Origin of the sequence: Paenibacillus sp. MER 99-2 (genome assembly GCF_023714095.1) — a bacterium.
In the GTDB taxonomy this organism is placed as follows: domain Bacteria; phylum Bacillota; class Bacilli; order Paenibacillales; family Paenibacillaceae; genus Paenibacillus.
Map to the genome: position 1 here is coordinate 124,845 of NZ_JAMAUZ010000010.1, position 20,385 is coordinate 145,229.

General features: G+C 47.1%; 6 protein-coding genes. All 6 read left to right on the forward strand.

The genetic code is table 11. The annotated features are described in order from the left end of the window. Positions 1-261: 261 nt before the first annotated feature. The 6 genes from M3636_RS26165 (at position 262) to M3636_RS26190 (ending at position 20,385) form a co-directional block, all read left to right on the forward strand. On the forward strand, positions 262-2,574 hold the full coding sequence (locus M3636_RS26165) for a glycoside hydrolase family 88/105 protein (protein WP_251384479.1): 2,313 nt from the start codon (positions 262-264) through the stop codon (positions 2,572-2,574). Positions 2,575-3,038: 464 nt separating this feature from the next. Then, positions 3,039-3,518 (forward strand): ArsR/SmtB family transcription factor, encoded by a 480-nt coding sequence (locus M3636_RS26170; protein WP_128099903.1) that lies wholly within the window; start codon positions 3,039-3,041, stop codon positions 3,516-3,518. After that, a complete protein-coding gene (locus tag M3636_RS26175) occupies positions 3,515-4,798 on the forward strand; it encodes an MFS transporter (RefSeq protein WP_251384480.1) in 1,284 nt (427 codons plus the stop codon). The genes M3636_RS26170 and M3636_RS26175 overlap by 4 nt, the downstream gene beginning before the upstream one ends. Before the next feature lie 375 nt (positions 4,799-5,173). Beyond that, on the forward strand, positions 5,174-6,577 hold the full coding sequence (gene kamA, locus M3636_RS26180) for a lysine 2,3-aminomutase (protein WP_145409845.1): 1,404 nt from the start codon (positions 5,174-5,176) through the stop codon (positions 6,575-6,577). Between the two features lie 73 nt (positions 6,578-6,650). After that, on the forward strand, positions 6,651-12,443 hold the full coding sequence (locus tag M3636_RS26185; protein WP_251384481.1) for a non-ribosomal peptide synthetase: 5,793 nt from the start codon (positions 6,651-6,653) through the stop codon (positions 12,441-12,443). Beyond that, a complete protein-coding gene (locus tag M3636_RS26190) occupies positions 12,436-20,385 on the forward strand; it encodes a non-ribosomal peptide synthetase (RefSeq protein ID WP_251384482.1) in 7,950 nt (2,649 codons plus the stop codon). Before M3636_RS26185 ends, M3636_RS26190 begins: the two co-directional genes overlap by 8 nt.

The following is a 20,385-nucleotide window of genomic DNA, read 5'->3' on the forward strand; positions in this document are numbered from 1 at the left end:
CCATCTTCTCGGTACTGAAAACCGCCCTTTTTGAACATGCACTTGTTAGGAAGTAATATTGTAAGCGTAAACAAAAATCTGTAGCCATGAGCAAACATGTCAGGTATACTGGGTGTAATATTGACCGATCACAAAACGATAAAGCAATCTATTGTATCGATAATCAAGGGGATATCCTACTTAGGTTAAGCGCTATACTTAATGGTTTTTCCCCCAGCATATTTATTATTTTATTCCACGGGAGAGGAAAGTGGGGATTTCATGACAACCTATTTCAGTGAACCACAGAGCATGTACTATCGTTTCGGGGATGATCAGGATCAGGTATTGAAGGTACTGGCTGAGCGATATATCGGAGCCAATGCCCAAGCTGATTTCGTATATCGTTTATTTCAGAAGTCGGGCATTATGCAGAATGACAAAGGCTTGTATGATCTGAATTTAGGTAAACGCTTTCCAGAGGCCGAGAAAGGGCAGATCGTCTACGCGGCAGCGCTGGTTTGGGGGGATGAACACCGTAACCTGGATGTACTTATCCGCTGTTATGGCCCTGTTCGATTTTATTTTAACGAGCAACTCGTGTACCGCTCTACCGTTATAGATGAGATTACCCCAGATGCAACGGTGAAATTGGGAATTGATATTAAACCAGGCTGGAATACGCTGCTGTTACAAATGAGCTGTACTCCTGCTGGCTTTGGATGTCAGTTTGGATCTGACGAGGGTAAGGTTCGCATTTTGAATGTGCTCTCTCCTTTTGAAGATAGACTGGGGCAGGCAGGCTGGGTTTATTCCAATCTCTCAAACCAAGATATCTCGGTAAAACTCCATCCCTCCGGTGGTGGACAAACTGCGCTGAATTTAATAGGAAAAGAACAGGATACTGGGCTGACATGGTTCCCTAACCCAGAATGGTCAGAAGCACAACAAGCCATGCCTGCTCTGGAGCGCATATATGGACATCTTCCTGGTCACCGGGTGTATGCAAGAACTCATCTGAACAATAGTGATGCGACAGGGGCGAAGGTTCAACTATCTGGAGCCTGCTCTGGTCCGCTTCAAGTATGGTACCAAGGTGAGGAAGTGATCCGGCTCTCCGAAGCAGGTTCGTTTACGGAGGAAGTGGATGCTTCTTTTGGACGGAGCGAATTGTTGGTGTGCAGTGAATGTAGCGATGCTGAGACGCCATGGCAATTTACATTAACTGCCTCGGTAAATGGAAAAGAATTAAAGCTCCAGCTGCCGCAGCGAGTACATGGCGTATCCGGAGAATCATGGTTATATGCTGGGCCGTTCAAGGCTGGATCTGAACCGGCGGCGCAGGATATGAACCGATTCGACAAGGTGTACGCAACGGGAACAACGGGGGCATCCCCATCCGATCGTTTATCAGAGGAGAAAACGTATTGGCGACTGGATCGTCCAGATGCTTGGGTACGTCCGTACTATGAGAATGCGATGCTTAGTAACAAGTGGACGGTAGGTAGCGTGACCAACTATGGACGTTGGGATTATCCACTCGGTGTAACCGTATATGGCTTGTTACAGGCTGGTCGTCATTTACAGCGACCGGATATTACGCGGTATGCGGCTGAACATGTACAGACATGTACTCGAATGTACGAATATTCGTTGTGGGATCGTGAGCAATATGGATTCCCGGCGGTAAACCAGCAGCTCGTAATGCTCAAGATGTTGGACAATTGTGGTTCGTTTGGTTCAGCGATGCTGGAAGCGTATTCAGAGCATCGGGAACCGACAGCCCTCCCGATTGCGGCGCGGATTGCTGACTTTATGTTATCTCGATTGGAACGCCGGGAGGATGGTGCTTTTTACCGCGAGTGTACTGGGGAGTATGCTGAGAACACGATGTGGGCGGACGATCTGTATATGAGCACACCGTTTTTGGTTCGTTATGCCCGTTTGACGGGAAATACAGCGGCACTGGATGAGGCAGCAAGACAGTTTTTGTTATATCGTAAGTATCTATTTATGTCTGATTACAAGATCATGTCCCATGTATATGACTTCAAATATGGGCAAGCGACACGAGTACCGTGGGGACGGGGAAATGGTTGGACGCTATTCTCGTTAACGGAGGTGCTGGAGGCTCTTCCTGAAGGGCATACGGATCGCCCAGCATTGATTGATTTTTATAATGAACTATGTGAGGGGTATGCTGCACTTCAAGACCCGAGTGGGTTATGGCACCAGGTACTAAATGATGCAGGTACGTACCTGGAGGCGTCGTGTACAGCCATGTTTGCTTATGGATTTTCCCGAGGCGTTCGATTTGGATGGTTCCATCATCCCGAACGTTATATTCTAGCGGCGCAGAAGGCGTGGAATGGATTAACGAAGTATGCGATTGACCGCCAAGGTAATGTTCATGGGGTATGTAGTGGATCGAGATACGCATTCACAGCAGAATATTACAACAAGGATCTCCTGACAGTCACCAACGACAACCACGGGATTGGAATTATGATGCTGGCAGGTACAGAGCTTGCTCGAATGAAAGGGCATTTAAGTCAATCTGCTGCGAGTCAGACCAAGACCGCACTGCATTCCTAGTTTGTTGAAGTGATACGTGGTATGTATCTCTGGGTACTATCTCAGTTTATGTGCTCCGTGTAGCTCTATATGTTCTATCTAGCCTGGTTACGGATTCTCTATTGGAGATCGGTGACCAGGCTATTTTTATAAAATAATTGACAAATTGTTCCATGGGTTGATATGATGCTTCCAACACGATTTAGATTTATAAATCGATTTAAACGCTGATTTAATTACTATATAGATTGACTAGACATTTACACAAGAACGAAGAGGACGGAAATAACGTGAAGAAGCGGAGCGTTCGTCTTTATCCCCGGATTTTACCCTTTGGAAAAGGGAATCAGAAAAATCTGGGGATAACAGCGATCGGAAGGTTGTTCTGTCATCGGAGTGGTCAGTGTGAATCTTTTTAGTTCAATTTATATCGTTTAATTACTGCTTTAATTTTCCCATTATGAAAGTTATAGAGGTGAACGACTATGTCAGACGAAACATTGCAGCCGATGGATATCACGTTGGAGCAACAGAAGATTATTTCGCATCCGTTCCGGGTCGAGATCATTATTTTGTTATCCGAGCAGCCGATGACGTCCAAGCAGGTGGCAGACCGGTTGGATAAAGACCCCGGTACAACGTATTATCACATCCAGCAATTGTTTAAGCATGAGATTTTGGAGCTGGTACATACGGAGGTTTCGAGAGGAATTGTTGAGAAATTTTACAGAGCCAAAGCGACGTTGTTTCGAGTCAATGATTCAGAACTACAGGTGAAGAGACAATTTCGGGCTAAGCGTGATAACTACATCATGCTGTCAGAGGCAGAATTGGCTGCTTTAAGTGACGAAATCTCCGAGTTGTTCTACAAATATACACAGCAGTCACTCACGTCTAAACAAGACAGAACCGCATACCAGATCAGTTTTGAAGCCAAAGAGTATGATGAGGGGGAGATCACTTGAGTACGCGTTTGTTCAATCGGAATTTTAATATTCTATTGTCTGGTATGTTCGTCAAAGGCATTGGAACGGGTGTGTACGAGGTGGCGGGCATGCTGCTTGTACTTGCGATCAGCGGCAATGTTTTTTATTCAGGATTAGCCTATTTTGCGATCAGTGCTGCGGATTGTTTAGGCTTCCTGATTGCCCCCTTTGCCAATTACGTATCGTACAAAAAAAGTCTCGTGTTCTGTGAATTTCTAAAGTCAGCCTTATTGTTCTCGATTCCGCTCTTTGCTGTATTATTTGGATTGAACGTATTTTACTGCATTCTCGTATTGTTTATCGTTGCTATGATCTCACAGTTTACCTACCCCGTAGAATCTACAGTCATCCCCAGTATCGTACCTCAGGACAGTCTGGTACAGGCTAACTCATATCTGAACACTCTCCGGGAAAGTATGAACATTGTATTTCTCGCTGTTGCGGGCATCGTGGTTGCATTCATCGGCCCCGTGCAAGCCATTCTTATTACGGCAATATGTCATTTGTGTACGTCCTTAATCTACACCCTGTATCGCTTTGATTTTCAAAATACCGATGAGAAGGAGCAGCCTGAGATCAGTAAATGGCTCCAAAATTACAAGCAAGACTTTATGGCTGGAATCCGTTATATCACCGGTTCATCGATTATCCCTCATCTGGTCGTGGCCTGCTTCTTTGTTAACTTTTTCATTGCTGCGATGTTCGCCACACTTCCGGCATTCGCCTTGATGCAAGGTGGGAGTGAATCCTACTATGGATATTATATGGCGGCAATGTCCGTTGGGCTGTTATGTGGAGCCATTATTACACCGCGTGTTGGTAAATTCCCTTTTGGCAAGCTGACGGTGCTCTGCGGCGTATCTTCAGGGTTATTATGGGTCGGTGCAAGCCTATTGCCAGTGATTCCATCCATCGCACTCTATGGTGCAGGGTTTGTAACGATTGGAATTTTCAATGTACTGATGTTCTCCGCAATTCAAAGACAGATTGAGACCTCTATGATTGGTAGAGTCATTACCGTTGTATCCAGTGCTGCAGCGTTTAGTATGCCGATCGGAGCTTTGGTGGGTGGAGCAATTGGTTCGGTAAGCCCGTTGTATTCCATTTTACTTGGTGGCATTGCGATGGTGATCTTTGGTATGTATTGGCTCGTTAGCGGTGTTCTTCGGAAGTTACCGTCCATTGATCAGCTTGAATTATCAGAAACAGCCGCTACTCCAACCTCGTATCATGAACCTGTGAAGGATGCACATGCCTAATAAAGTCTACTTTCATCTATCTTCTTGGTACGAAAAAACGGGATGAATTGAACACGAATGATAAGTCAATTACGAGAAAAATGTAAAATTAAGTAATCAATATTATGAATTTGTAATTTCCTATTTCAATTATAGTAAAATATGGTTACAATAGGTCTTAAAGATATATTTGTATATTATTTCAAATAAATCTTATAGAGTGCATCAATGATGTACTCTGGTGTGCATATGAAAGTAATGTGAATGTACTTATGAATGCACAAGGGTAGTTTCGATGTTTCTGTAGAGTAGTCGTAGTCTTCGATGCTAAGTAGTCATGAATCACATAACTAGGTATGGTGAAGGGGAGAGATGTTTTTGTACACTCAACGTGAAATGCCAGATAAAGCCGCCCAGCACAGAAGACACTATCAGGAAGTCGAATTATGGGAGAACGTCGAAGAGAAGGACTGGAATGATTGGATATGGCAACTGACCAATACAATCAAAACTGTGGATCAACTCAAGAAAGTTATTCGTCTAACACCGGATGAAGAAGAAGGCGTTCGGATTTCCGCTCAGACGATTCCACTCAATATTACGCCTTATTATGCTATGTTGATGGATCCAGATAACCCCGATTGCCCTATTCGTAAGCAGAGTGTTCCGATATCCCAAGAGATGAAGATGATGAGTTACGACCTCGAAGATCCTCTTGCGGAAGATGATGATTCACCAGTTCCAGGGTTAACCCATCGCTATCCTGACCGGGTGCTGTTCCTAATTACCAATCAATGCTCGATGTACTGCCGTTATTGCACACGAAGACGCTTCTCTGGTCAGATCGGAATGGGAGTTCCCAAGAAACAGATGGAAGATGCGATTGCCTACATTCGTAACACACCAGCCGTGCGGGATGTGCTTCTATCTGGAGGCGACGGATTGCTGGTCAATGACAAGATTCTAGAGTACATCATCAGTGAGCTACGCAAAATTCCACATGTCGAGATCATCCGAATCGGCACGAGAGCCCCAGTTGTATTTCCACAACGCATTACCGAGAATCTGTGCAACATGCTTAAGAAATACCATCCCATCTGGCTTAACACCCACTTTAATACACCAATTGAAATTACAGACGAAGCCAGAAGAGCCTGTGAGATGTTAGCAGATGCAGGTGTTCCATTGGGCAATCAGTCGGTACTACTCAAAGGAATCAATGATAGCAGCCACATTATGAAGAAACTAAATTTGGACCTCGTTAAGATGCGAGTTCGTCCTTACTATATGTATCAATGCGACTTATCGGAGGGAATTGGTCACTTTCGGACAACGATTTCCAAAGGAATTGAGATTATGGAGTCTCTCAGAGGACATACTTCGGGTTATTCCGTACCTACCTTTGTGGTGGATGCTCCAGGCGGTGGGGGCAAAATTCCGGTTCAGCCTAACTACATCGTTTCTCAATCACCTGGCAAAACCATTCTACGGAACTTTGAAGGTGTAATTACAGCCTACCCTGAGCCTCGCAACTATGAAGAGGGCACAGCAGATCGCTACTTCGATGCATATTATGGCAATTCAGTTGCCTATCGAACGACAGGCGTCTCTAGCTTCTACAACGGGGATGAACAGGAAAGTCTCGTTCCGGATGAGCTTGAGAGATATTCCAAGAGGGAAGCCTTCAGAAATAGTGGAGCTGAGACCTTGAAGGATAAACGGGAGAATCGTGATCGACTTAAGGAAAAGAAAATGAATAAAGATCTTCGTCCATCAGGCGAACATATCCTTGCTGATTAATGTCGGTAGATTTCAATGAGACAGATACCTCCATTCGAGTAATGGATCATCATAGTCAAGGGAGCGGATAGAGTTGATTTATTCTGAACGGAGCATCTCCTTTCTGGATGTGGATCATTCATTAATACAAGAGCTGCGGGGGATATGCCAGGCACAGGATACCTCTATGAGCATGATGATACTAGCAGCTGTACAGGTTCTCTTACATCGATATTCCGGTAAGGATGAGGTGGATATCGCTCTCGTTTTCCCGCGGGATGAAGCAACGGATTACACCTCGTATTCTGGAGACGATCTGAAGAATATGATTTCGGTAAACACCGTTTTTACAACAGACATCTCCTTTTCGAAGTTATTAACTCAGATTAATGAACGGTTTAGAAAGATTGCTGAACAAGCTAGCCTGTGTCTGGAGTCTTGGACAGAGGGGAATGCCACAACGGAGAAGTGTTCTGATACTTTGACGATGCGAGTATTTTTCAACATTGAGGATGCGCTAGGGTTAGTCAGGAAAGAATCGAAGCCAGCCCAAGCTAATACGCGATTATCGCCTGCACATTCATTTTCTGCTGAGCTGATATGGAATGTGACAGAGGCTTCGTGTAACGTACAGCTATTAAATCATGGTAGTACGTTAGATGAGGACAAGATAAGCAGCATGCGTGAGCATCTTGTATCGTTGCTTGCTCAGATTGCTAAGCAGCCTGACCTGGATGTAGATACGGTATCTTTTTTGACCCCATACGAGAAAGAGCAGCTATTATCGGAGTGGTCTGCGCCGCACCTTGAGTTTCCTCAGGATCAATGTGTACATGAGCTTTTTGATCTTCAAGCCCAGAGTACACCGGATGCGATAGCAGTGGAATCACTGGATGCCCGCTTGAGTTACCGTGAGCTTGCGGAAGCGTCTAACCGGCTGGCGAATTATTTGGAGACCAGGGGTGTGGTTCCTGGTGATCATGTTGGCATATATATGAGTCGGTCCATACATATGGCTGTGGCCAAGCTGGCTGTTCTGAAATGTGGTGGAGCCTATGTGCCACTTGATATCAGTTATCCTGTAAGTCGGCTGGAATATATGGCAGGGCAAGCCGAGCTAGGATTTTTAATTATAGATGAGGCAGACCTCGAACTGGGAAGTGACGTAACCAAGATTCATTTAGGGACAGAACAGGACAGCATTGCTTCTCAAGCTATGACCTACCGGCACAAGGCACACGCTGATCTGCTTGCTTATGTTATTTTCACATCGGGATCAACCGGATTTCCGAAGGGAGTAGCGATTCGTCACCGCTCATTGACCGGTTATCTGTACTCCATTATTCATGCCTTGGACATATCATCAGCGGATCGAGTTTTACAATTTGCACCGATTAGTTTTGATGCCACGATAGAAGAAATCTTTCCGTTCTGGCTGAGTGGTGCAACGGTTGTATTTGTCCCTGATCCATATCGATATCCAGATTCGGATTTTACGAACTATATCATTGAACAGCACATCAGCGTATTAAGCCTACCTACTGCGTTCTGGCATAGTTGGGTTGAGGACTGCGGAGAATTCGGATTTCCTTTGCCTGATAACCTGCGTATGGTGTTGCTTAATGCCGAACAACCTTCTATGGTCATTTACCAAAAGTGGCTTCAGCTAGCCGGAGATCAGATCCGGTTGATCAATACGTATGGTCCCACAGAGGCAACGGTTACGACCACATTGTTTGACATGAGCCAGATGAAAGAGGAATATGGCCGCATTCCAGCGGGATACGCTATTCCTAATGCTCGGATGTATGTGCTTGATGAGCGCCAGCAACTTATGCCGCCTGGGTTTGCCGGGGAACTTTACATCGGTGGAGAAGGCGTGGCTTATGGATACTTGCAACAACCTGACTTGAATCGTTCCGTATTTTTGGACAACCCGTTTGAACCGGGGGCTCGTATGTACAAGACCGGTGATCTAGTACGTTATCATCACGATGGTTGCCTGGAGATCGTAGGTCGTATCGATAATCAGGTCAAAATCCGTGGATTCCGCATCGAGCTTGGTGAGATTGAAGCTTTATTATCCCAGCATCCCTTACTGAAAAATATCGTAGCAACGGTTCATGAATTTTCGCCGGATGACAAAAGGATAGTGCTCTATTATGTTCCCAAAATGCCTCGCACCGGTGCAGTGAGTACAGAGGAACTATATGCTTTTTTGAAAGATCGCTTACCTGAGTATATGATGCCTTCCTTCTGGATGGAGCTAGACAATATCCCATTGTTGCCTAATGGCAAGCTGGATCGAAAGTCTTTGCCTTTGCCTGAGAGAAAACATGAGGATTCCTTGAAGCGAAACCTCTCGGAATATCGGCCTACGGAGCGACAGGTGTTTGCCATATGGTCTGATGTCCTTGGACTGAGTGAGATTGGGCTACATGATCCGTTTTTCATGCTTGGAGGGCATTCTCTATTAGCTACAAGAATTATTTCTCGTATTCGACAGTCCTATCCTATTGATATGACGATTGCAGAGTTCTTTGAGCGACCAACCATTGCGGGCGTATCAGAGCTTATTGATGGCAGACTGTTGAATGGTAATGAATCGGAGTTGCGACCAGCGCTGCTAGCCCAATCTAATCTAGCGAAGCCAGAGCCTTCTTTTGCCCAAAAGCGCTTCTGGTTCACACATCAGCTTCATCAGGATTCCTACAGTGATCATATGCCCTATGTGTGGGATGTGAGGGGATCGCTGAATCTTGATGCACTGAAACGAGCAATTCATCAAATCCTATCACGGCATCATATCCTTCGGAGTAAGTATCCGAATATCGGCGGAGAACCTGGTTATGCAACTGTACCTATATCTGCTGACGATTCAATTCTTACGTATGAAGATAAAGTTGTTACTCATAGCGAAGCCCTACAATGGATGGAGCAGGAGGTAATGCGCCCCTTCGATTTGACCTTAGGACAATTAGTTCGTTTGCGTTTGTTCCGATTAGGGGAAGAGGAGTACCTGCTGTTCCTCAACATGCATCACATTGTATCCGATGAATGGTCCGCTCAGCTATTTGTTAGGGAACTAGGCTTGCTGTACGGAGATTACCTGCTGGGCCGTCCTACGTCGCTTGAACCGTTAAAGGTGCAGTATGAAGACTATGCCCATATTCAGCGGCAATGGTTAAGTGGCGATGTTCTTGGCAGACATGAGGAATATTGGGTAAAGCAATTAGCTGATCTGACACCTTTATCCTTGCCTACAGATAGAAGTAAGTCTAAGCAGCAGAATAAGCGAAGTGGGAAAACAATTGCGTTTCATATAAGTGATTCATTAAACAACGATTTGAAGCGTGTATGTGAAACGGCAGAAACGACTTTGTATATGACGCTGTTATCTGCTTTCAATGTGTTGTTGTATCGCTACACATATCAGGAGGATATTGCGCTAGGTTCTCCCATTACGAATCGAAACTGGCCTGAGACCGAAGAGCTCATCGGACTTTTTGTGAATACACTCGTTCTCCGTACACATGTCTCGCCAGAGCAATCATTCTTGGATCTGTTAGCACAGGTGAAGAAGGTATCCATTGAGGCTTATGCCCATCAGGAGTATCCATTTGAGCAATTAGTTGAGAAGCTGCAACCGGAACGGAAGAGAGAGACTTCACCGCTCTTTCAAGTGTTTTTTGCACTACATAACACACCGGATGAGAAGGTGATTATGCCTCATCTCAATATGGAACTACGCGAGATCGATTATGGCATTGCTCAATTTGATCTATCCCTCACGTTTAAGGAAACCGAGCACGGATTAACGGGGGAATGGGTGTACGATACGGATCTGTTCCATGAAGCAACCATTGTAAGAATGAAGGATCATCTCGTAACACTACTGGAGACAGTTGTTGCACAACCTCAGCTTCAATTAAAAGATATTTCGATTCAGTCAGAGGCAGAGCATCAGCTTATGATTCAGGAGTGGAATCAGACGGAACGGAGCTTCCCGGGAAGAGTTGCATTGCCGGAATTGGTCAGTTTGCAGGCTATGCAGACGCCAGCTCAGACTGCACTCACCTTTGGAGAAGACGGTATATCCTATCAGCAATTAGAGAGCTGGAGTAATCAGCTAGCCATTCGATTGCTTGAGCGTGTGCAGTCAGGTGGCTGTATCGCTCTCTATATGGAACGTTCCATGGAGATGATGGTTGGCATACTTGGCATTATGAAATCAGGTTGTGCTTATGTTCCTATTGATCCTGCCCTACCGGCAGATCGGATTAGCTATATGTTAAGCGACAGTGGAGCCAGTCTTGTTTTATGTGATGGTTCGATGCAGGTTCCACAGGATTACACAGGTCATGTTATGTCAGTGCCGTCTATGGAAACGAATTACCAGGATGAGGATCGTCTTTCATTCACGAACCTGCAGGATTTGGCTTATATCATGTATACCTCGGGTTCCACAGGCAGACCTAAAGGTGTGGAAATCACCCATGAAGCACTTGCTAACTTTGCCCATAGCATGATCCGACTGCTTGATTTCAAGGCGGGTGATCGCATTGCTGCGCTGACAACCGTATCATTTGACATATTTGCTCTAGAGGCACTCGTGCCACTTATTGCTGGAATGGAAGTAGCTCTGGCTTCAGGTAGAGAGCAGACGGATGTTCATGCGCTGAACCAGTTTCTAGCGCGTACGTCACCAGATTGGATGCAGCTTACGCCTTCACGTCTGCAACAGATATGGGTCGATGAGCAGATGGAGCAACGGTTAAGTGGAATGACCGGAATTATGTTAGGCGGGGAAGCACTACCGATGGCTCTGCTGCAACAATTACAGAGCCGATTCCAAGGGAAAATCTTCAACCTCTACGGTCCTACAGAAACCACCGTCTGGTCGCTTGCTCGAGATCTGACGCATGCAGATACCGTAGATTTGGGCCGGCCGATTGATAATACAGAACTGTATATTCTTGATCCATACTTGAATCCGGTTCCGATCGGAGTAGCTGGTGAGCTGCATATCGGCGGCAAAGGGCTTGCACGTGGGTATCACAACTTGGAGCAGCTCACATCGGAGAAGTTTATTACGCATCCCTATAGATCGGGAGAACGTGTCTACAAGACGGGAGACTTAGCCAAATATCGAGCAGACGGACATGTGGAGTATTTGGGGAGAGCCGATTATCAGGTGAAGGTCAGGGGCTTCCGCATTGAGCTGCATGAGATCGAGCAGTACATGCACCAGCATGCTGCCGTGGATTCCATGGTGGTTACTGTGAACGAAGCGGTGCCTGGGGACAAACAGCTGGTAGGTTATTTTGTAGTCAAAAGTGGATTGCAGGTTACGGTGTCCGAACTAAGAGAGTTTGCACGCCAGTCGCTACCTTACTATATGATCCCAACACTTTGGGTCGAGCTGGACTCTATGCCGCTCTCGCCAAGTGGCAAAATCAATCGTAAAGCCTTGCCGGAACCTGATGAATCACATGTTACGCCTTCTAATGATTATGTTGAACCAACCACGGATTTGGAGGCATTGCTATGCCAGATATGTGCTAATGTGCTGTCACTGGAACAAGTGGGAATCCATGATCACTTTTTTGAGATCGGCGGACATTCGTTGAAGCTTACACAATTCCTGTTCCAGATAGAGCAGGCTTGCCATATCTCAATTCCGCTGGGTGATATTTTTGACCATCCTACCGTTCATGAACTGGCAACATATATCGAGGAAACGCACCATGACTGGCAATTGACGTCAACACCGCTCTCAGCAATCCAACGCGAACAGACTACGGATATCGTTGTGGATGCATTAACTGAGAAGGAAGTCGAGGAATTACTCGCAGCTCTATTAGAGGAGGATCAGCATCTTGGATAAAATTGAGACCTCAATGGAACAAAAGAGAGAACTACTCAAAGCGCTTTTGCAAAAGAAAGGTGAGAAGAAGTACTTCCCACTTTCATATACACAGCAGCGACTCTGGTTCATACATCAGTTCGATCCAGTGAATGTCGGTTATAACATTTCATTAAACTGGCGTATTCGTGGTTCATTGGATTGGCAAGTGCTTGAGCGGTGTTTTCAGGTGATTGTGGATCGTCATGATTCACTCCGCGCTACGTTTCACAATATGAATGGTCAAGTTGTTCAATCGATTCAGCCTCAGCTGCAGTTCAAGCTGGAACGGTTATCCCTGGATAAGAAACAAGAGGTTGAACAGGCGATTGTGGAGCGTGTGGAGCAGGAGAAGAATCGTGTCTTTGATCTTGGAATAGGTCCGTTGTTCAGGGCTGCTGTTCTCCCGGTTGGCGAGAATGATCATGTACTGCTCGTCAATATGCATCACATTATATCTGATGGCTGGTCGATCCGTCTGCTGTCCGAGGAGTTAACAGCGCTGTACTCCGCGCTGGCAAAGGGAGATTCGTATACACTTGTCCCGCTTGATATCAAATACAGTGATTATGTGGTGTGGCAACGAGACTGGCTCCAGAGTGAGCAGGCAAGTGAACAGATGAAGTTCTGGAAGGAGCGGCTGGACGGTGTACAGATGCTGCAGCTTCCAACTGACTTCCCCCGGCCTTCTGTACAGACGTATCGGGGAGATCATGCTAGATTTAGCCTCTCATCTACACTGGAGAAGTCTCTCCAGCAATACAGTCGTGAGCATAAAGTGACACTTTACATGATCTTTCTATCTGCGTTCAAAACCCTAATGTACCGTTACAGCCAGCAGGAGGACATTGCTGTAGGTACACCTATTGCCAATCGGGTACGACATGAAGTCACACCTCTCATTGGATCGTTTGTGAATACACTCGTGCTGCGAACTTCGCTTCAGGGAAATACAAGTTTTGCTGAAGTGGTGCAGCAAGTGAAGAACGAGGCAATGTTAGCTTACAAAAATCAGGATTTACCGTTCGAGAAGCTGGTCGAGGAGCTTCAACCCGATCGAGATCCGGGTGTGTCGCCACTATTTCAAGTGTTGTTCACGATGGAAGAGAACGATGATGTCACTCTACAGTTGGACACGCTTGAGGTGGGAGCAATAGAGGTGGATTGGAGAACATCTTTGTTCGATCTGTCGCTGACGATGGAGCAGAATCACGACGGACTTCGTGGCTTATTCGAATATAATACCGACCTGTTTCACGAAGAAACGGTGGCTCGCATGGTAGGTCATTTCCAGCGGCTTCTTGAACAGGCCATGGCTAATCCAGAGCAGACTTTGGATCAATTTGAGCTATTGTCTGCCCCAGAACGCCACCAATTGCTAGTCGATTGGAATGAGACGGATCAAGCCTATGATTGGAGCTGTCTTGTACATCAGCTGGTAGAAGAGCAAGCAGCTAGAGCACCCGAAGCACTCGCTGCAACGGACAAGGATCGGCAGATCACGTATGGTGAGCTGAATGAACGAGCGAATGTCTTGGCGCATACTCTCCGTAAGCGGGGAGCGCATCCGGGGAGTTATGTGGGAGTCTGCACGGAGCGTTCCGTTGACTGGCTGGTTGCCATGCTCGGCGTGTTCAAATCAGGAGCCTGCTATGTGCCGCTCGACCCGACCTATCCAGAGGAACGACTGGCTTATATGATGGCGGATGCCAATGTCCCGCTGTTGGTGACCCATTCGCAAGTGCTGAACCGGTTGACTATAGAGCCATCAGTTGAGGTGCTCTGTTTGGATCGGGAATCGCATTGGGGAACGTGGGATAGCGGCGAGAATCTTGAGAGCAGTAAAAACAGTGATTACAGTGAGTACAGAGCTAATCCAGAGCCATGGGCAACTGCGCAAGATCCAGCCTATGTGATCTATACATCGGGTTCTACAGGACAGCCTAAGGGGGCAATCCTTCGTCATCAAGGCTTGCTGAATGTTGTTTTGTGGCACCAGGGTCGGTTTGGGACAAGCCCGGCAGACCGCGGCGCTCAGATCGCGCGGATGGGCTTTGACGCTTCCTTGCTGGAAACTTGGCCGTTGCTCTGCTCCGGAGGCAGTGTGCACCTGATGGAGCAAGAGATTGTGCTGAACCCGGAGGGATTGCAACACTGGTTGCTGGATCACCAGATCACACTGAGCTGCTTCCTGCCTCCAGTGGTCGCAGAGCAACTGCTGCCGCTTACCTGGCCGCAGGATGGGGCATTGCGAGCACTGCTCGCAGGTGGTGAACGATTGCAAATGCGTCCACCCGCGCATCTCACCTTTGATTACGTGAACATCTATGGACCAACGGAGTGTACGATTCTCAGTACTGTTTCTACGGTGGAGGCAGAGGATGGCAGCTTTACCCCTCCATCGATTGGCGGTGCGCTCCCGAATACACAGTTGTATGTGTTAGATGCTTACCAGAATCCTGTACCTCGGGGTGTGCCCGGTGAGCTGTACATTGGTGGGGTTGGGGTCGCTATTGGGTACTTGAACCGGGAGGAGCTGAATGCCGAGAAGTTTGTGGCACATCCGTTCCGATCAGGAGAGCGCTTGTATCGAACCGGAGACTTGGTGAAATACAACGCGGATGCCACCTTGAGCTACATTGGTCGTGCGGATCATCAGGTGAAAATCCGGGGATTCCGCATCGAATTGGGTGAGATCGAGTCGGTTTTAGTGGGTCATCCAGCTGTACATAGCGTCATTGTGCAGGCACGGGAGATTGGTGAAACAGGGATGCAACTGGTTGCTTACATTGCAACTCAGCCGGAGTCCTCCCGTGGCAAAGCCACTGTCGTACTCGTCAACGAGCTACGTGAATATATGAAGCCGAAGCTGCCACAATTCATGTTGCCTGCGGCATGGGTCGTACTGGATCGATTCCCTGTAACGCCAAACGGCAAGGTGGATCGGAAAGCTCTGCCTGAACCAACGCCAAGTGAACTGTATGGCGCACAGGACTATGTGGCTCCGCGTCATCCGGTGGAAGAGATGCTGGCGGGAATCTGGTCGGACGTGTTGGGGTTACAGCGGATTGGTGCGCATGATCATTTCTTCGAGCTTGGGGGTCATTCCCTTCTAGCAACACAGATTGTATCTCGGGTGAAGAAGCTGTTTGGCATTGAGTATCCACTTGCCCAAGTCTTTCAACGTCCGGTGCTTTCGCAGATGGCGAAGTCCATTCGTGAGATTCAGGAAATTCAGGAAGAACGAATTGCCCCTGAAGAGATTGTTAGGATTTCTCGGGAGCAGGAATTGCCATTGTCCTATGCACAGCAACGGATGTGGTTCTTTGAACAGATGTACCCAGGCAATCGCAGTTATCATATTCCTTCCCTTTGGCGAATTCATGGGCAGTTGCGGCCAGATCTGCTTGAGAATAGCTTAGCGAAATTGATACAGCGGCATGAGTCGCTCCGTACCTGCTTTTTATCTGGATCAAACGGAGATCCGGTGCAGCACATTTTACCGACGTTACCTTCTGTGTTTACTTATCTGGATTGGCAGGGTCATTCTAATCCGCTTGAACAGGCGCTTCACAGGATTGATGAAGATCGCGATCAAGCCTTTTCACTGCAGGAAGGCCCACTGCTGGGCGCATTGTTAATTCAGATTGCACCGCAAGAATATCTGTTTAGTGTGACGATGCATCATATTATATCGGATGGCTGGTCTATGAGTATTTTTGCCCGGGAATTGGGTGAATTGTATTCCGCTTTGGATGGTTCAGCTGTCATTGCTGATGGAATTGACGAAACTGGTGTATCTGCTGGATTGGATGGATCTACTGGATTGAGCAATATAGCAGAACGGGTATTGCCAGAGCTACCTATTCATTATGCTGACTTCGCGGTGTGGCAACGAAAGTGGATTGCGGATGGAATATTGGAACAACAGATGCAGTACTGGAGGCAGCAATTACTGGGGGTATCGGTACTGCAGTTGCCGACGGATTACCCGCGTCCTGCTGTTCAGACATTTGATGGAGCTGCGGTACGTTTCACGCTAGCGCCTTCTCTACTCCAATCCTTGCAGCAGCTAAGCCGCCGTGAAGGAGTAACGTTATACATGCTGTTGCTGTCTGCGTGGAATGTGCTCTTATACCGTTATAGTCAGCAAGAGGATATTACGGTAGGTACACCGATTGCGAACCGGAACCAAGAAGCAACCGAGGGGCTGATCGGTTTCTTTGCGAATACACTCGTGATGCGCGCACACCTGTCGGATGATTTACGTTTTCGAGAGTTGTTGTCCCAGGTGAAGGAAATGGCACTGGGTGCCTACATGCATCAAGATGTGCCGTTTGAGAAGCTCGTAAGCGAACTCCAGCCTGATCGTGAACCGAGCTACACTCCGCTGTTCCAAGTGTTTTTTGCATTACAGAATGCACCTGGAGATGATATTCGACTTCCGAACATAAAGGTGACTTCAGTAGAGCAGGCAAGCACAACTGCATTATTCGACCTGTCTCTGATTATGGAGGAAATCGGCGAAGGTATATCGGGAGAATTGATCTACAATACAGGATTGTTCGATCAGCATAGCATCCAACGGATGGTAGGGCATCTACACATTTTACTGGAAGGTATCTCAAGTGCGCCGGAACAGGTTATTAGCCATTTACCTTTGTTATCCAAGGAAGAAGAGAATTTTCTGTTAGTGGAATGGAATTGCACTGAGCGGGATTACTCCCTTGAGCAATGTATACATGAACTATTCGAGATGCATGCGGCAAGTGCACCTAATCAACTGGCAGTAGCTTACTTGAATGAGCAGTTAAGTTATGGAGAGATGAACCGTAAAGCGAATCAACTGGCTCATGAGCTTCGCAGACGAGGCGTTGTTCCTGGTACCAATGTAGGTGTCTATATTGATCGTTCTCCTGAATGGCTGACTGCGATGGTTGCTGTATTCAAATCCGGAGGATGTTACGTTCCACTCGATCCGAGTTATCCCGAAGGAAGACTGGAATATATGATGCAGGATGCTCGTGTTCCACTACTGATTACACAGTCTGGTCTGATGAATCGTTTGCAATGGACGGCAGAAACGATCTGTATTGATCAGGAGGAAACGTGGCTCAGGAGTGGTAATGACAACAATCCTTCGATAACGGCAACGCCGGACGATGCAGCCTATATCATCTACACATCAGGCTCGACGGGTCTGCCCAAAGGTGTTGTGCTCAAGCATCGCGGTCTCCTCAACGTTGCACGTTGGCATCACGAGCGGTATAACGTAACCCCACGTGATCGCGCTGCACAAGCTGCACGGATGGGCTTCGATGCCTCGATTCTAGAGGTGTGGCCATTCCTAAGTGCTGGGGCGAGTATTCATATTTGGGAGCAGGATATCGTTGCGGATGCAGAGGCGATTCGAGAGCGGATTAACGCCGAAGGTATTACCCGTTGCTTCTTATCTCCTATTATTGCAGAACAGCTCTTGGATCAACGCTGGCCGTCCGATGGATCACTGCGCACAATGATGACTGGTGGAGATCGGCTTCAGGTTCAACCGCCAGCTGGTTTGCCTTTTGAATATACGAACCATTATGGTCCAACAGAATATACCATTCTCTGTACAGCAGGAACGGTAGCCCCGAAGAAGGCAGATACGCTGAATGTGGCTCCTTCCATCGGGAGTGTTCTGCCCAATACCGAGTTATACGTGCTGGATCGTCAGCGTAATCTGGTACCGGTTGGTGTACCGGGTGAATTGTATATTGGTGGTGTAGGACTGGCTGTTGGTTATCTCAACCGCGAAGAGCTAACAGCTGAGGCATTCATTCCACATCCGTTCAAGGCTGGAGAGCGTCTGTATCGAACGGGGGATCTGGTTCGTTATCGAACAGATGCCACATTGGAATTTGTTGGACGGGCAGATCACCAAGTGAAGCTTCGTGGCTTCCGAATTGAACTGGGTGAGGTTGAGTCCGTGTTGGCAGGGCATCCAGCCGTGAATTCTGCCATCGTTCAGGTAAGAGAGACTGCAGGTACAGGCAGACAATTGGTCGCTTATTTTACATTACAGGGTGAGCAGGAGCAGATGGTGTCAGAGCTTCGGAACTATATGAAGCAAAAGCTGCCACAGTATATGATCCCAGCCGCTTGGGTTCATCTTGATGAGTTGCCTCTTACACCGAATGGAAAGGTAGACCGCAAAGCATTACCTGAACCGAATACACAAGAGAATGAAAATAAGGAGAATCATGTAACGCCTCGTACACCTGTTGAAGAAGTGCTGTGTGAGATCTGGAGTGAGGTTCTGGGGGTTACACAGATCGGTGTGGCAGATAATTTCTTCGAGCTAGGCGGCGACTCTATTGTCAGTATCCAGATGATTTTCAAAGCGAATGAGCGTGGCATTGCTCTCAAAAATCAACAGGTCTTCCTCTATCCTACCATCGCCGAACTTGCTGTTCGGGCTGGAGAGGTACGGAGCTTAAATGAAGATCAGGGATCAGTGACTGGTACAGCGCCGCTAACTCCGATCCAGGAATGGTTTTTTGCACAACAACATGCGAGCCCGAATCACTGGAATCAGTCCGTAGTGATCAAGGTAGGAGAGCCATTGCAGCTGGATATCCTGCACCAGTCGCTAGAGCTGCTGGAGTCTCATCACGATGCATTGCGTATGACGTTTAGCCTGGACGACCAACAACAAGCATGGACGCAGAACTGTCGTGACTCAGGTACCGAGGTACAACTTACGATTCGTGATTTATCTCATGTACAGGATGCGGATATCCAAGCGACAGTAACGTCTGAATTGAATCAGATTCAGTCCAGTTTGGATATTGAAGCAGGCCCATTGTGGCATTCCCTTTACATGCGTATGGGTTCCACACGGCCAGATCTACTGGCAATCGTAATTCACCATCTGGTCGTGGACAGTGTATCGTGGCGAATTTTAATGGAGGATCTGGAGAATATCTACATGAAGCTGGCGTCCCAGCAGAAAGTTCGTCTTCCGTTAAAAACAACATCGTATTTGAAATGGTCAGAGCGATTGGCTGACTATGCAAACCATAACATTCCCGAACAAGTTGAGCAGTACTGGACACATGTCAGTGAGCAGATTAAACGGCATGAATTCCAGCTTAAATTAGACGATGCACAAGGTAGCAATCAGGTAGTAGATACGGCAGTTGTCCTCAGAACGTTGAAGGTGGAGCCAACGACTGTATTGCGAGAGGAAGTTACTCGGCAGTTGCATGTTCAGGTTAATGAGGTCTTATTTGCTGCTTTTGCCAGCACGTTAGCGAATTGGAGTGCAAGCGACCATGTATGGATTCATCTTGAAGGGCATGGCCGTGAAGAGATCGCTGAGGATCTGAACCTGAACCGTACGATTGGATGGTTTACCAGTATGTATCCTGTGTACGTCAATCTCAGTGGTGTTCATCAAGTAGACGGACTGATCAAGCATGTTCAGGAGCAGCTTCTCCGTATTCCGAACAAAGGCATGGATTATGGCATTTTGCGCTATTTGAAGCACCATCCCGTGTTAACTCAGAATGCTGTAGCACCCATAGCCAGCTTTAATTATCTGGGTCAATACCAGACGTCCGGCAAATATTCCGGATTTGAGGAAACGGAAGAGTATACGAGCCTTGACTGGGGTTCAGATAATGAACGAGGTCATCTGATTGATGTGGTGTGCTGGATTTCAGGTGGAGAACTTCATTTGAAATGGATGTATAGCAGCCGTCAATTTTCACAGAGTAGCGTGGAAAGAGCAGCAGATTATTTTAATGAAGTGATCCAAGAGGCTGTGGCACTAGTCCAACATACTGGAATGGTCAATAAGCTGTCCCAAGTGCTCCAAGATAACCAATTATCCGAATTCGAACTGGAGAGTATTGCAAACGAACTAGAGGAGGAGTACTGA

What these genes read in the sequence shown, in the direction of transcription:
- M3636_RS26170 (WP_128099903.1), top strand. Translation starts at nt 3,039, where the DNA reads ATGTCAGACGAAACATTGCAGCCGATGGATATCACGTTGGAGCAACAG.
- M3636_RS26165 (WP_251384479.1), top strand. Translation starts at nt 262, where the DNA reads ATGACAACCTATTTCAGTGAACCACAGAGCATGTACTATCGTTTCGGG.
- kamA (WP_145409845.1), top strand. Translation starts at nt 5,174, where the DNA reads ATGCCAGATAAAGCCGCCCAGCACAGAAGACACTATCAGGAAGTCGAA.